This is a genomic window from Malikia spinosa (genome assembly GCF_002980625.1).
In the GTDB taxonomy this organism is placed as follows: Bacteria; Pseudomonadota; Gammaproteobacteria; order Burkholderiales; family Burkholderiaceae_C; genus Malikia; species Malikia spinosa.
Window position 1 is genome coordinate 79,684 of record NZ_PVLR01000005.1, and the last position, 12,963, is coordinate 92,646.

Genomic DNA, 12,963 nt, shown 5'->3' on the forward strand with positions numbered 1-12,963 from the left:
GCCCGGGACTTTCCGGGCCCGGTTTCATTGCCTCACTGCAGGAGGATCCGGAACATGCTTGCCCATGCCTTCCAACAACTCATCAACGGACTGGCCCTCGGCTCGGTCTACGGCCTGATCGCCATCGGCTACACCATGGTGTACGGCATCATCGGCATGATCAACTTTGCCCATGGCGACATCTACATGGTGTCGGCCTTCATCGCGGTGACCAGCTTCACCCTGCTGGCCGCGCTGGGCATCACGTCGGTGCCGCTGGCGCTGCTGATCGTGCTGGTGGTCGCGATCGCGCTGACCTCGGCCTATGGCTGGAGCGTCGAGCGCATCGCCTACCGTCCGCTGCGCAGTGCGCCCCGGCTGGCGCCGCTGATCTCGGCCATCGGCATGTCGATCTTCCTGCAGAACATGGTGCAGGTCACCCAGGGCGCGCGCGTCAAGCCGATTCCGCCGCTGCTGACCGGCGGCATCGACCTGTTCACGCATGACGGTGTCACGGTGTCGTTCGCGTACAGCCAGATGCTGATCATCGTCGTGACGCTGGCGCTGATGCTGGGCTTCACCTACCTGATCACGCGCACCTCGTTCGGCCGCCAGCAACGCGCCTGCGAGCAGGACCGCACCATGACGGCGCTGCTCGGCATCAACGTCGACCGCACGATCTCGCTGACCTTCATGATCGGTGCCGCGCTGGCCGCCGTTGCTGGCGTGCTGGTCACGGTCTATTACGGCGTGGTCGATTTCTACATCGGTTTCGTCGCCGGCATCAAGGCCTTCACCGCCGCGGTGCTCGGCGGGGTCGGCTCGCTGCCGGGCGCGATGCTGGGCGGGCTGATCATCGGCCTGCTCGAAGCGTTCTGGGCTGCCTACCTGTCGCCCGAATACAAGGATGTCGCCACTTTCGCGATCCTGATCCTGGTTTTGATGTTCCGTCCCAGCGGTCTGCTCGGGCGGCCTGAAGTGGAGAAAGTCTAATGACTGCTGTGATCCAGACCTCGCACGCGCCGACCCGGTCCGAGCGCCTGAAAGATGCCGGCGGCGTGGCCTTCGTGGCCCTGGTGCTCGGCATTCCGATGATCGGACTGACCACGGTCGACGCGGGCGGCATGCTCGAAGTCAGGACGCGCTGGGCCGCGCTGGGCCTGTTCATCCTGCTGGCCTTCCTGGGCCGGCTGCTGTTTTCCGCGCTGGGTGATCGGCTGCGCGCGCGCCAGCGTACCAAGGCCAGGCTCAGTACCGGCGCGCCGGCCGCGGGCAGCCGGCCCGTGCTGCTCAAGGCGCTGGGCTGGGGCCTGCTCGGCCTGTCGCTGGCGCTGCCAATATTCTGGGGCGACAACCGCTATGTGATCGACACCGCCACCACGGTGCTGATCTACATCATGCTGGGCTGGGGCCTGAACGTGGTGGTCGGCCTGGCCGGCCTGCTCGACCTGGGCTATGTCGCCTTCTACGCGGTCGGCGCCTACAGCTATGCGCTGCTGTCGACCCAGTTCGGCTGGGGCTTCTGGGAGGCGCTGCCGGTCGCCGGTGGCGCGGCCGCCGCCTTCGGCCTGCTGCTGGGCTGGCCGACGCTGCGCCTGCGCGGCGACTACCTGGCGATCGTGACCCTGGGTTTCGGCGAGATCATCCGCATCATCCTGGTCAACTGGACCGACCTGTCCGGCGGCCCGAACGGCATCTCGTCGATCCCGCGCCCGACCTTCTTCGGGCTGCCGTTCAAGCCGCCGAGCGATGACGGGCCGGCCACCTTCGCGGGCTTCTTCGGGCTGGAATACGTCCCCGAGCAGCGCGTGGTGTTCCTGTACTGCCTGATCCTGGCGCTGGCGTTGCTGACCAACCTGTTCGTCAGCCGCATGCGCAAGCTGCCGATCGGCCGCGCCTGGGAAGCCATGCGCGAGGACGAGATCGCCTGCAAGGCGCTCGGCATGAACGTGACCAACGTCAAGTTGTCGGCCTTCGCGCTCGGCGCGATGCTGGGTGGCTTTGCCGGCGTGTTCTTTGCCGCGCGCCAGGGCTTCATCTCGCCCGAGTCCTTCGTGTTCTCGGAGTCGGCCATCATCCTGGCCATCGTGGTGCTGGGCGGCATGGGCAGCCAGCTCGGGGTCGTGCTGGCCTCGCTGGTGCTGGTGCTGATTCCCGAGGTCGGCCGCGATTTCGCCGAATACCGCATGCTGATCTTCGGCGCCGCGATGATCCTGATCATGGTCTGGAAGCCGGGCGGCCTGCTGTCGCACCGCGAGCCGACGCTCAAGGCACCTTCGTCCTTCATCCGCCAGTCGAAACGGGAGGCCGCATGAGCCCCATTCTGCAAGTCGATCATCTGACCATGCGCTTTGGCGGCCTGACCGCCATCGGCGACCTGTCCTTCGCCGCGCCAGCGCGCCAGGTAACCTCGATCATCGGCCCCAACGGCGCCGGCAAGACCACGCTGTTCAACTGCATCACCGGCTTCTACAAGCCGACCGAAGGCAGCGTGCGGCTGCAGCATCCGGTCGCGGGCGAGATCCGGCTCGAGTCGCTGGCCAGCCACCGCGTCGCGCGTGACGCCCAGGTGGTGCGGACCTTCCAGAACATCCGCCTGTTCCCGAAGATGACGGTGCTGGAGAACCTGATCGTGGCCCAGCACAACCCGCTGCAGGCGGCGTCGGTGTTCTCGCTCGCCGGCCTGCTGGGCCTGCCGTCCTACCGCCGCGCCGAAACCGCCGCGCTGGAAAAGGCGCTGAACTGGCTGGAACGGCTCGGTCTGCTGGCGCTGGCCGATACCCCGGCCGGCGAACTGCCTTACGGCACCCAGCGCCGGATCGAGATCGCGCGCGCGCTGTGCGTCAATCCGGTGCTGCTGTGCCTGGACGAACCCGCCGCCGGCCTGAACCCGCGCGAATCGGCCGAGCTCAACCAGCTGCTGCTGCAGCTCTCGCGCGAGGAGGGCGTGTCGGTGCTGCTGATCGAGCACGACATGAGCGTGGTGATGAAGGTCTCGGACCACATCGTGGTGCTCAACTACGGTTGCAAGATCGCCGAGGGCCAGCCGCTCGAGATCCAGAACAACCCGCAGGTGATCAAGGCCTATCTGGGCGAAGACGACTCCGAGGAGGTCGCGGCATGAGCTTGTTGAAATTGTCGGGGGTGCATACCCATTACGGCCATATCCACGCCCTCAAGGGCCTCGACCTCGAGGTGGCGACCGGCGAGGTCGTGACCCTGATCGGTGCCAACGGCGCCGGCAAGTCGACGCTGATGATGACGCTGTTCGGCGCACCGCGCGCCAGCGCCGGCCGGATCGTGTTCGAGGGCGAGGACATCACGCGGCTGAGCCCGCACGAGGTCAGCCGGCGCGGCATCGCGCTGGTGCCCGAGGGCCGCCGGATCTTCCCGCGCATGACGGTGCTCGAGAACATCCAGATCGGTGCCACCTTTGCCGATCCGGCCAACTTCGATGCCGACATCCAGCGCATGTTCGCGATGTTCCCGATCCTGGAGCAACGCCTGCAGCAGCGCGCCGGCACGCTGTCGGGCGGCGAGCAGCAGATGCTGGCGATCGCGCGCGCGCTGATGGGCCGGCCCAAGCTGCTGATGCTCGACGAGCCCTCGCTCGGCCTGGCGCCGATCTACATCCGGCGCGTGTTCGAGATCATCCGCGAGCTCAACCGCGACTACGGCATGACCATCCTGCTGGTCGAGCAGAACGCGCACCATGCGCTGCGCGTGGCGCATCGCGGCTATGTGCTGCAGCATGGCGAGGTGGTGCTGTCGGGCAGCGGCGCCGAGCTGCTGGCCAGCCCCGAGGTGCGCGCCGCCTACCTGGAGGCCGGGCATTGAGTTCAGCCGAACGTCCAGTCCCGCGCGGCCTGCCCCTGGTCGTGCTGGGGATCGGGTTGCTGGCCATTTCCTTTGGCGCCATCCTGGCCCGCTACGCCCAGGCGGCGCAGATTCCGTCGTTGGCCGTGGCGGCCTGGCGGCTCGGACTGGCGGCGCTGCTGGTCACGCCGCTGGTGCTGCTGCCCTGGCTCGGCCGCGCCGGCACCTTGCGGCGCCAGGGCGCGGGCCCGCTGCTCACCAAGCGCCAGCTCGGGCTGGCGTTGGCGGCCGGCCTGTGTCTGGCGGCGCATTTCGGCACCTGGATCACCTCGCTCGAATACACCTCGGTCGCCTCGTCGGCCTCGCTGGTGACGACCAACCCGCTCTGGATCGGCATCGCCTCGTTCCTGCTGTTCCGCGAGGTGCCGAACCGCTTCCTGCTGGCCGGCATAGTCCTGTCGCTGCTGGGCTCGCTGCTGATCTTCGTCTCGGACAGCCAGCAGGCGGGCAGCGGCGCCAACCCGATGCTCGGCAACGGCCTGGCCATCGTCGGCTCCTGGTGTTTTTCAGCCTATCTGATGATCGGTCGCCGCCTGCGCGCCAGCCTGAGCTTGACGCTCTACATCTGGCTGGCCTACGGCATTGCCGCGCTGTTCCTGTTCGGCGCCACGGCCGCGCTGGCTCAGCCGCTGCTGGATTTCAGCTCGCTGGGCTGGCTGGCGCTGATCGGCATGGCGCTCGGGCCGCAACTGGTCGGCCACACCAGCTACAACTGGGCGCTCAAGCATGTCTCGCCCGCCTTCGTCGCCGTGGTGACGCTGGGCGAGCCGGTCGGCTGCGCGCTGATGGCCTACCTGTTCTTCGGCGAAACCCTGGCGCCGCTGCAGTCGGTCGGCTTCGGGCTGCTGCTGGTGGGAATCTACCTCGCGGCGCGCAGCGAGCGCTGAGTCGGGCGGGCCAACGCATCCGCCTTCCCTGGCAAGAGGATGGGTTTTGTATGGAAATTATTTCTATATAATCAGGGCATTACGACCAAGCAGCGCTTTCGCAACAACAAGTACCGGCTGGAGGTGCGCGAGCGTGACCACGGCCCGGCTCATTGCCATTTGGTCGGCGGCGAGGTGGACGTCATCATTTACCTGGATAGCTTGGCCACCGATGGCGCCTGGCCGCGCGGCCTGCGCGCCGAGGTGATGGAGTGGATCCGGGGCAACCTGGCTGATCTGTGGAAGGAGTGGTACCTATGGCACGCATGAAACGCGCCCGCCTGGCGGGCATCGAGGTCCTGAGCGATTTCAGGATGCGCCTGGCCTTCGTCGGCGGCGAGGTCTACGCGCTGGATTTCAAGCCGCTGTTCGATGAGTCACCCGGTCTGGCGCGGCTGCGCGACCCCGAGGTCTTCGCGACCGCCACGCTGATCGACGGCGAGGGCTGGACGGTCGAATGGCCCGAGCTGGACATTCAGATCGGTGCCGACACGCTCTGGCTCGACGCGCAGGCGCAGAATGCCGCCGACGAGAACACCCGCATCTTCGCCCAGTGGCGCGCACGCCACGGTCTTAGCCTGTCGCAGGCCGCGCAGGCACTCGGTATGACGTCGCGCACCATCAGCGCCTACGGTACTGGCGCTCGTCCCGTACCGCGCTACATCGCCCTGGCATGCAAGGGCTGGGAAGTAGAGCATCGCCCCACGGCTTGAGCAAGCGCGCAATTTTTGCGAGCCTTATCGGTCGCCATCTGCATTTCCCGCTTTCGGGTGAAGGACTGGATTGCTATGCCCCGCAATGGTTGCCTGAAGGCAGGCACGAAAAATCCCTAGCTGGTTCGCTGCAGCGCCCGCACCCGGTTCACCGCCATCGCCGCTGCGGCGGTCCGGGTCTCGACCCCGAGCTTGCCGTGGATGCGCTCGAGGTGCTTCTTGACCGTGGCCGGGCTGGCGCCCAGGATGTCGGCGATGTCGCGGTTGATCTTGCCCTGCGCGACCCAGTACAGCACCTCGGCCTCGCGCGCGGTCAGGCCGAAGGCGCTGACCAGGGCCTCGATCGCGCTGCCGTCCGAGCTTTCCTCCATCACGATCAGCCATTCGCCTTCGGGGCTGTCGTCCGAGCATTCTTCCTCGCCCAGGCGGCGGTGCAGCCGGAAGGTCAGCCGGCTCGGGCCCTGGTCCAGATGCAGGCGCGGCGGCTCGAGCTGGCGTTGCGCCTCGGGCAGGTGACGGCGCAGCCACTGCAGCACCGGTTCGGGCGTGATGGGCGACTCGGTGTCGCAATGGCGCCGCAGCAGCTCGCGCGCCAGCGGGGTCTGCCACATCAGCCGGCCGTCGCGCGCGCGCACCGTGATGGTCGCGTAGCCGAAGGCGTCGAGCGCGTTGCGCGCCTGCTGGCGTTCCAGCGCGCCGAGCCGGGCCTGGCGCGCCGCGCGCAGGTGCACTCCCATGCGCGCCATGACCTCCAGCGGCTTGACCGGCTTGGTCACATAGTCGACCCCGCCGGCCGCCAGCGCCTTGACCAGATGCTCGGTCTCGGTCAGCCCGGTCATGAACAGGATCGGGATCTGCGCCAGCTCGGGGTCGGCCTTGAGCCGGCGCGCGACCTCGAAGCCGTCGATGCCGGGCATCAGCGCATCGAGCAGGATCACGTCGGGCCGGGCTTGGGCGGCGCGCGCCAGCGCGGACTGGCCGTCGAGCGCGACCAGCACCGTGTAGCCGGCGGCGTCGAGCGCGTCGTGCAGCGGCGCGATGTTGTCGGGCATGTCATCGACCAGCAGCACGACGGCGTCGTCCGGGTCGGCGTTCAGGGGGGCAGGGTGCACAGGGGGTCTCCTGCCGCCGGCTGCGGCTGCAGCGCGGCGACGATGGTCTCGAAGCGGAATTCGCGTGCCAGCGCCTGCAGCTGCGCCAGCCAGTCCGCGCAGTCGGGATGGCTGGCCTGCAGCGCGCTGGCACGCTGGACGAAGCCGCGGTAGTAGCCCAGCCGCGCCAGTTCGAGCAGGCTATCCATCGCCTCGGCGGGCAGGCCCGGGCCGGCTGGCGCCGTCAGCAGGGCGGCGCTGGCGGCAGCCGGCCCCTGGCTTGCAGCCAGATCGGCACCGGTGCCGGCTTCGGTCTCGGTTGTGGTCTTGCGCTGCCACTGCAGGTCGAGCCGGCGCTGCAGCCAGTCCAGCAGGTCCAGCCGCCGTACCGGCTTGACCAGGAAGTCTTCGGGCGGCAGGCCGATGTCGTTGTCCAGTCCGCGGTCGAAGGCATTGGCCGACACGATCGCCAGCGCCGGTGCCGGCTGCAGGTCGAGCGCCTGAATGTGACGCAGCGTCTCCCAGCCGTCCATGCCCGGCATCGCCAGATCCATGAAGATGGCGTCGGGCCGCAGGCCCGCCTGCAGCTGGGCCAGCGCGTCCTCGCCCTGGGTCGCCAGGCTGACCGCGAAGCCCAGCGGCTCAAGCCAGCGCGCCAGCAGCTGGCGGTCGGCCTCCTCGTTGTCGACCACCAGCAGCTGCCGGCGCGGCCCGGCATAGCCGGCGGCGTCGCCAGCCAGGGTCCGTGCCGGCCCGCTGACCCGCACGGCGCCAGCCGGCCGGGCATGCAGCTCGGGTAGGAACAGGCGCAGGCGGAAGGTGGTGCCATGGCCGGGCTCGCTTTGCGCGCTGAGCTCGCCGCCCATCAGCTCGGCCAGCATGCGGGCAATCGTCAGGCCCAGTCCCGAGCCAGGCGCGCTGGCACTCGCCGCGCTCGCCGCGCGCGCGAACGGCTCGAACACCCGGGCCAGTTCGGCCGGTGCGATGCCGGGGCCGGTGTCGACGATCTCGAAGGTCGCCATCTGGCGTGCGTAACGCAGCGTCAGCCGGACCTCGCCCCGGCTGGTGAACTTGACGGCGTTGCCCAGCAGGTTGATCAGGATCTGGCGCAGCCGCTGCTCGTCGCTGCGCACCGCGGCCGGCCAGTGCTCGGGGCCGTCGAAGCCGAAGCGCAGGCCCTTGGCCGCGGCCTGCAGCTCGAACATCTGCGCCACTTCCTGCAGCAGCGCGCGCAGGTCGACCGGACCCTGCTGCAGCGCGAGCTTGCCGGATTCGATGCGCGCGATGTCGAGCGTGCCCTCGATCAGCGACAGCAGATGCTCGCCGCCGCGCAGGATGACGCGGATCGCGTGCGCGCGCTGCTGGCCCAGCTCGCCGTCCTGCTGCAGCAGCTGGGCATAGCCCAGTATGCTGTTGAGCGGCGTGCGCAGCTCGTGGCTGATGTTGCTGATGTAGCGCGTCTTGGCCTGATTGGCCTGGTCGGCCTGGGCCCGCGCCGCCTCGGCGACCTGGCGCGCCTGCTGCAGCTGCAAGTCGGTGTGGTGATGCGACTCGATTTCGCGCAGCAGCAGGCCGGTCTGGCGGTTCGATTCCTCCTGGGCGACGGCGCGGCTCTTGTGCGTCAGCACCAGCCACCAGGCCACGATCGCGAACGCCAGCAGCAGCGCGGCATAGATCTTGGCGTAGCCGGCGCGCAGCGCCTGCTGCAGCGCGTCCAGCGAGTCGGGCGTGGCCGGCAGCTCGGCCAGACCGCTCCATTCCTGGCGGTAGAGCAGGCCCAGCAGGCCCGCCAGCAGCAGCGCTACCACCAGCATCAGCAGCAGGTAATGCGCCAGTCCGCCGTCCAGATGCGGCCAGCAGCGGCGCGGCGTCAGCCAGCGCAGCGCCCCGGTCCATTGCACCGCCAGGCTGGCGTGCGGCTTGCAGCGGTCGCCGCAGCGCGCGTCGAGCGTGCAGCACAGCGAGCAGATCCGGCCCTGGTAGGCCGGACAGTAGGCGCTGTCGGGCGTCTCGTACTCGCGCTCGCAGACCACGCAGCGCACCAGCCTGGGCACCGCCTGGGCGCTGCCGCCAGTACCAGCGCAGGCTGAACCGGCGCAGCCCGCACCGGCACAGCCGCTGTCACAGCCGGCCGCGCTGGCGCCGTCCTGGCCGACGTCGGCCTCGGGCTCGCGCGCCAGATAGTAGCGGCCCCGCGTGGCCCAGGCGATCAGCGGCGAGGCGATCAGCGCGGTCGCCATCGCGACCAGGGCCGAGAAGGCCTGGGCGGTCGGGCCGAACAGGCCCAGGTGGGCGCTGATCGACAGCAGCGAGGCCAGCAGCATCGCGCCGACGCCGACCGGGTTGATGTCGTACAGATAGGCGCGCCGGAACTCGATGCCGGGCGGCGACCAACCCAGCGGCTTGTTGATCACCAGGTCGGCCACCACCGTCATGATCCAGGCGATCGCCAGGTTGGCATAGAGCCCGAGCACATCGCCGAGCGCCTGGAACAGGTCCATCTCCATCAGCATCAGCGCGATCGCGGCATTGAACAGCACCCAGACCACCCGACCCGGGTGGCTGTGCGTCAGGCGCGAGAAGAAGTTGCTCCAGGCCAGCGAGCCGGCATAGGCGTTGGTGACATTGATCTTGAGCTGTGACAGCACGACGAACAGCGCAGTGGCCCAGACCGCCCAGCGGTAGGGCAGCAGCGTTTCCCAGGCCGTCAGGTACATCTGGTTCGGATCGACTGCGCGTTCGGCCGACACCATGTTCGACAGCGCCAGCCAGGCCAGCACCGCACCGCCCAGCATCTTGAGCACGCCCGGCAGCACCCAGCCCGGCCCGCCCGCCAGCACCGCCAGCCACCAGTGCAGGCGTCGGCCCGGCTGTGGCGGCGGCATGAAGCGCAGGTAATCGGCCTGTTCGCCCATTTGCGTGATCAGTGCCACGCCCACGGTCAGGCCAGCACCAAACAGGTGCCAGTCGAAGGCGCGGCCCTGGCCCGATTCCCCGGCGTAGTGCGTGATGCCCTCCCATGCACCAGGTTCGAGCATCCAGACTGCGCCATAAGGCAGCAGCATCAGCAGCAGCCAGAGCGCCTGGGTCCAGACCTGGAAGCGGCTGATCGCGGCGATGCCATGCATCACGAACGGGATCACCGCCAGCGCGCAGATCAGGTAGCCCCAGGCCGGCGGGATGCCGAACGCGAGCTCGAGCGCATAGGCCATCACGGCCGCCTCGAGCGCGAAGAAGATGAAGGTGAACGACGCGTAGAGCAGCGAAGTCAGCGTCGAGCCGATGTAGCCGAAGCCGGCGCCGCGCGTCAGCAGGTCCATGTCGACGCCGTGGCGCGCCGCATAGACGCTGATCGGCAGTCCGGCCAGGAAGATCAGCAACCCGGCGCTCAGGATGGCCCAGACCGCGTTGACGAAGCCGTACTGGACCAGCAACGTGGCGCCGACCGCCTCCAGCACCAGGAACGAGGCGACGCTGAAGGCGGTGTTGGCGACCCGCCATTCCGAGCCGATGCGCGAGCGCTGCGGCGTGTAGCGCAGCGCGTAGTCCTCCAGCGTCTCGCTGGCGACCCAGCGGTTGTAGTCGCGCCTGAGCTTGACGATGCGTTGCGGGGCGGCGGCCTGGGACGGATCAGGCGTGGTCGGGGGGCGGTTCACCTCGGGTGTCGTGCAGCTTTCGTGCCACCGCGCGGCCCCCGTACGGTACGGCGGGCACGGCTCTTGCAAAAGGTCAGCCATGGACCTGACCCCGCGCGAAAAAGACAAGCTGCTGATCTTCACCGCTGCCCTGCTGGCCGAGCGCCGGCGCGCCCGCGGCCTGAAACTGAACTACCCGGAGGCGGTCGCGCTGATCAGCGCCGCCGTGATGGAGGGCGCACGCGACGGCAAGAGCGTGGCCGAGCTCATGAGCGCCGGCCGCGAGATCCTGACCCGGGCCGACGTGATGGACGGCATCCCCGAGCTGATTCCCGACATCCAGATCGAGGCCACCTTCCCCGACGGCACCAAGCTGGTCACGGTGCACCAGCCGATCGCCTGATTCAACCCTCCACCGCGAGCACGCCACCATGACCTCCCTGCTGATTCCCCTGATGGCCGCGATCGCCGTCTCCGCTCCGACCGCCGTGCTGGCCCATGACGGCCACGGCCTGCTCGGTTCGCACTGGCACTCGACCGACGTGCTGGGCTTCGTCGCCGTGCTGGTGATCGCGCTGGCCGCCTCGTTCTGGTCCAAGCGCTAAGTGAGCAGCGCCATGATCCCGGGCCAATACCTGCTCGAAGACGGCGAGCTGCTGCTCAACCCCGGCCGCCGCAGCTTGACGCTGGTGGTCAGGAATACCGCCGACCGGCCGATCCAGGTCGGCTCCCACTATCACTTCGCCGAGACCAATGGCGCACTCGACTTCGACCGCGCGGCTGCGCACGGCATGCGGCTCAACATCGCTTCCGGTACTGCGGTGCGCTTCGAGCCCGGCCAGCAGCGCACGGTCGAGCTGGTCGACTATGCCGGCGAGCGCGTCGCAACCGGTTTCCGTGGCCTGGTCAACGGCGCGCTCGATTCCCGCGCCCCCCTCGCTGCGGCCTGAGAACAAGGACATCCATGGCAACCATTTCCCGCCGCGCCTATGCCGACATGTTCGGCCCCACCGTGGGCGACCGCGTGCGCCTGGCCGATACCGACCTGCTGATCGAGGTCGAGCGCGACTACACCCTGGCCGCTGGCGGCGGCCTGCGTGACGCTGACGGCCGCCCGCTCGGCTACGGCGAAGAGGTCAAGTTCGGCGGCGGCAAGACCATCCGCGACGGCATGGGCCAGGGCCAGCGCAGCCGGGCCCAGGGCGCGGTCGACCTGGTCATCACCAATGCGCTGATCGTCGACCACTGGGGCATCGTGAAGGCCGACATCGGCGTGCTCGACGGCCGCATCTGCGCCATCGGCAAGGCCGGCAACCCCGACATCCAGCCCGGCGTCGACATCGTGATCGGTCCCGGCACCGAGGTGCTGGCAGGCGAAGGCATGATCGTCACCGCCGGCGGCCACGATAGCCACATCCACTTCATCTGCCCGCAGCAGATCGAGGAAGCGCTCTATTCCGGCATCACCACCATGACCGGCGGCGGCACTGGACCTGCGACCGGAACCAACGCGACCACCTGCACCAGCGGGCCCTGGTACATGGAGCGCATGCTGCAGGCGGCCGAGGCGTTCCCGATGAACATCGGCTTCCTCGGCAAGGGCAACGCCAGCCAGCCGCAGGGCCTGCTCGAGCAGATCGAGGCCGGCGCGATCGGCCTGAAATTGCACGAGGACTGGGGCACGACGCCGGCGGCGATCGACAACTGCCTCAACGTGGCCGAACAGACCGATACCCAGGTCGCGATCCACACCGACACCCTCAACGAGTCCGGCTTCGTCGAGGACACGCTGGCCGCCTTCAAGGGCCGCACCATCCACACCTTCCATTGCGAGGGCGCCGGTGGCGGCCACGCTCCCGACATCCTCAAGGTGGTCGGCGAAGCCAATGTGCTGCCGTCCTCGACCAACCCGACCCGCCCCTACACCGTCAATACGCTCGACGAGCATGTCGACATGCTGATGGTCTGCCACCACCTCGACCCGGCCATTCCCGAGGACCTGGCCTTCGCCGAGAGCCGGATCCGACGCGAGACCATCGCGGCCGAGGACATCCTGCACGACCTCGGCGCGATCAGCATCATGAGCAGCGACAGCCAGGCCATGGGCCGCGTCGGCGAGGTCATCACCCGCACCTGGCAGACCGCGCACAAGATGAAGCAGCAGCGCGGCTGGTTGTCGCCGTCAGAGGGCCGTGGCGAGCCGGTCGAGCGCGACAGCCGCAACGACAACTTCCGCGTCAAGCGCTACATCGCCAAGTACACCATCAACCCGGCGATCGCGCATGGCATCAGCCACGAGATCGGCTCGGTCGAGGTCGGCAAATGGGCCGACCTGGTGCTGTGGAAGCCGGCCTTCTTCGGCGTGAAACCGGCGCTGGTATTGAAGGGCGGCATGATCGCCGCCGCGCTGATGGGCGACCCCAACGCCTCGATCCCGACGCCGCAGCCGGTGCATTACCGGCCGATGTTCGGCGCCTACGGCGGCGCGCTGGCCCGGACCTCGCTGACCTTCGTCTCGCAGGCCGGGCTCGATGCCGGCATCGCCGCACGCTTCGGGCTGCAGAAACGCCTGGTCGCGGTGCGCGGCTGCCGCAGCGCCAACAAGGCCGCGATGAAGCTCAACGACTACGCGCCGCGCATGGAAATCGACGCCCAGACCTACGCGGTGCGCGCCGACGGTCAGTTGCTGACCTGCGAGCCGGCCCACAGCCTGCCGATGGCACAACGCTATTTCCTGTTCTGA

13 protein-coding genes are annotated in these 12,963 nt (G+C 68.7%); 11 read left to right on the plus strand and 2 right to left on the minus strand.

The genetic code is table 11. The annotated features are described in order from the left end of the window. Positions 1 to 45 precede the first annotated feature (45 nt). The 7 genes from C6P61_RS01425 to C6P61_RS01455 are packed head-to-tail and all read left to right on the plus strand — an operon-like array spanning position 46 to position 5,494. A complete protein-coding gene (locus C6P61_RS01425; protein WP_425319729.1) occupies positions 46 to 972 on the plus strand; it encodes an ABC transporter permease subunit in 927 nt (308 codons plus the stop codon). Next, entirely contained in the window at positions 972 to 2,294 is a 1,323-nt protein-coding gene (gene livM, locus C6P61_RS01430; RefSeq protein ID WP_105728137.1) for a high-affinity branched-chain amino acid ABC transporter permease LivM, read from the plus strand. Before C6P61_RS01425 ends, livM begins: the two co-directional genes overlap by 1 nt. Beyond that, positions 2,291 to 3,103, plus strand: coding sequence for an ABC transporter ATP-binding protein (locus tag C6P61_RS01435; RefSeq protein WP_105728138.1), 813 nt, complete (start codon positions 2,291 to 2,293; stop codon positions 3,101 to 3,103). Before livM ends, C6P61_RS01435 begins: the two co-directional genes overlap by 4 nt. 2 nt (positions 3,104 to 3,105) lie before the next feature. Continuing rightward, positions 3,106 to 3,816, plus strand: a complete 711-nt coding sequence (locus tag C6P61_RS01440) for an ABC transporter ATP-binding protein (protein WP_105728139.1) — start codon at positions 3,106 to 3,108, stop codon at positions 3,814 to 3,816. Further along, positions 3,813 to 4,742, plus strand: coding sequence for a DMT family transporter (locus C6P61_RS01445; RefSeq protein ID WP_105728140.1), 930 nt, complete (start codon positions 3,813 to 3,815; stop codon positions 4,740 to 4,742). Before C6P61_RS01440 ends, C6P61_RS01445 begins: the two co-directional genes overlap by 4 nt. 39 nt (positions 4,743 to 4,781) lie before the next feature. Next, positions 4,782 to 5,051 (plus strand): hypothetical protein, encoded by a 270-nt coding sequence (locus tag C6P61_RS01450; RefSeq protein WP_211296908.1) that lies wholly within the window; start codon positions 4,782 to 4,784, stop codon positions 5,049 to 5,051. Next, positions 5,039 to 5,494 (plus strand): DUF2442 domain-containing protein, encoded by a 456-nt coding sequence (locus C6P61_RS01455; protein WP_105728141.1) that lies wholly within the window; start codon positions 5,039 to 5,041, stop codon positions 5,492 to 5,494. Before C6P61_RS01450 ends, C6P61_RS01455 begins: the two co-directional genes overlap by 13 nt. Positions 5,495 to 5,610: 116 nt before the next feature. Here the strand turns inward: C6P61_RS01455 and C6P61_RS01460 are convergent, their stop codons facing one another. After that, the gene (locus tag C6P61_RS01460) at positions 5,611 to 6,606 is read right to left on the minus strand and encodes a response regulator (protein WP_202428260.1); all 996 of its coding nucleotides are present in this window, start codon (positions 6,604 to 6,606) and stop codon (positions 5,611 to 5,613) included. Then, positions 6,588 to 10,241, minus strand: coding sequence for a hybrid sensor histidine kinase/response regulator (locus C6P61_RS01465; RefSeq protein WP_244908725.1), 3,654 nt, complete (start codon positions 10,239 to 10,241; stop codon positions 6,588 to 6,590). The genes C6P61_RS01460 and C6P61_RS01465 overlap by 19 nt, the downstream gene beginning before the upstream one ends. Before the next feature lie 79 nt (positions 10,242 to 10,320). Here C6P61_RS01465 and C6P61_RS01470 point away from each other — a divergent pair, with 79 nt between their 5' ends. From C6P61_RS01470 to ureC, 4 genes are read left to right on the plus strand one after another with little or no spacing between them, the layout of a single operon-like run. Then, the gene (locus tag C6P61_RS01470; RefSeq protein WP_105728144.1) at positions 10,321 to 10,623 is read left to right on the plus strand and encodes an urease subunit gamma; all 303 of its coding nucleotides are present in this window, start codon (positions 10,321 to 10,323) and stop codon (positions 10,621 to 10,623) included. Between the two features lie 28 nt (positions 10,624 to 10,651). Beyond that, the gene (locus C6P61_RS17870) at positions 10,652 to 10,825 is read left to right on the plus strand and encodes a hypothetical protein (protein ID WP_161126200.1); all 174 of its coding nucleotides are present in this window, start codon (positions 10,652 to 10,654) and stop codon (positions 10,823 to 10,825) included. A 12-nt stretch (positions 10,826 to 10,837) separates the two neighbouring features. Continuing rightward, positions 10,838 to 11,170: an urease subunit beta gene (locus C6P61_RS01475; protein WP_105728174.1), complete on the plus strand. Its 333-nt coding sequence runs from the start codon at positions 10,838 to 10,840 to the stop codon at positions 11,168 to 11,170. 14 nt (positions 11,171 to 11,184) lie between these two features. Continuing rightward, a complete protein-coding gene (gene ureC, locus C6P61_RS01480; RefSeq protein ID WP_105728145.1) occupies positions 11,185 to 12,963 on the plus strand; it encodes an urease subunit alpha in 1,779 nt (592 codons plus the stop codon).

Coding starts and splice junctions, on each gene's coding strand:
- C6P61_RS01475 (WP_105728174.1), top strand. CDS start 10,838: ATGATCCCGGGCCAATACCTGCTCGAAGACGGCGAGCTGCTGCTCAAC.
- C6P61_RS01435 (WP_105728138.1), top strand. CDS start 2,291: ATGAGCCCCATTCTGCAAGTCGATCATCTGACCATGCGCTTTGGCGGC.
- C6P61_RS01470 (WP_105728144.1), top strand. CDS start 10,321: ATGGACCTGACCCCGCGCGAAAAAGACAAGCTGCTGATCTTCACCGCT.
- livM (WP_105728137.1), top strand. CDS start 972: ATGACTGCTGTGATCCAGACCTCGCACGCGCCGACCCGGTCCGAGCGC.
- C6P61_RS01455 (WP_105728141.1), top strand. CDS start 5,039: ATGGCACGCATGAAACGCGCCCGCCTGGCGGGCATCGAGGTCCTGAGC.
- ureC (WP_105728145.1), top strand. CDS start 11,185: ATGGCAACCATTTCCCGCCGCGCCTATGCCGACATGTTCGGCCCCACC.
- C6P61_RS01450 (WP_211296908.1), top strand. CDS start 4,782: ATGGGTTTTGTATGGAAATTATTTCTATATAATCAGGGCATTACGACC.
- C6P61_RS17870 (WP_161126200.1), top strand. CDS start 10,652: ATGACCTCCCTGCTGATTCCCCTGATGGCCGCGATCGCCGTCTCCGCT.